The sequence below is a fragment of the Aerococcus sp. L_32 genome, from assembly GCF_050689315.1.
Genome location: NZ_JBOEQF010001186.1, coordinates 1 through 564, shown reverse-complemented (window position 1 = coordinate 564; position 564 = coordinate 1). Strand labels below are relative to the sequence as shown.

The window sequence follows — 564 nt, the reverse complement described above, 5'->3', positions numbered from 1 at the left end:
AACAATGTTGTAGCCACGGGCAAATTGACCTTGAGTTTCAACATCCACGTAATATTCAGTCGCTTGAAGCATCAATTCTGGTACCGCAGCAACTGCAACCAATAATGAGTCTGTACAAGTAATCCCGTCAATGCCTCGTTTAGCCAACTCGAACTCACGAACAAACATATTAATATCTAGGAAAAATTTTGAACCTTTCGTATTTAGAGCCTGAATTTCTTCAATATCTTCTTCGTACATCACTCCGAAGTCTAGTGAAGCATCCCAAGTTACCATAGTCTTAGCAGTTGAAGCATTTAACACAATTCTAGCTGCTTCAGGGTCCACATAGAAATTATACTCTGCTGATACATTCATATTCCCTAAGCGGTTGTTCACCCCACCCATAATCCAAATATGCTTGATATCAGCCGCAATCTCCGGTGCTTTCTTAATAGCCATGGCAATATTGGTTAAAGGTGCTAAAGCTAAAATTTCAATCTCGCCTGGATTTGCTTTCACCGTATCAATAATAAAATCAATCGCATGCCCATCTTCAGCTGTTTGTGTTGGTTTAGAGAATAT

The 564-nt window shown here is 39.5% G+C and carries 1 protein-coding gene; it reads right to left on the bottom strand.

Annotated features, from left to right (window positions below; all coding sequences use genetic code 11):
* Positions 1 to 564 (bottom strand): nucleoside hydrolase (locus tag ACRCJ0_RS18850; RefSeq protein WP_431391734.1); only part of this gene is annotated, 564 nt, incomplete at both ends.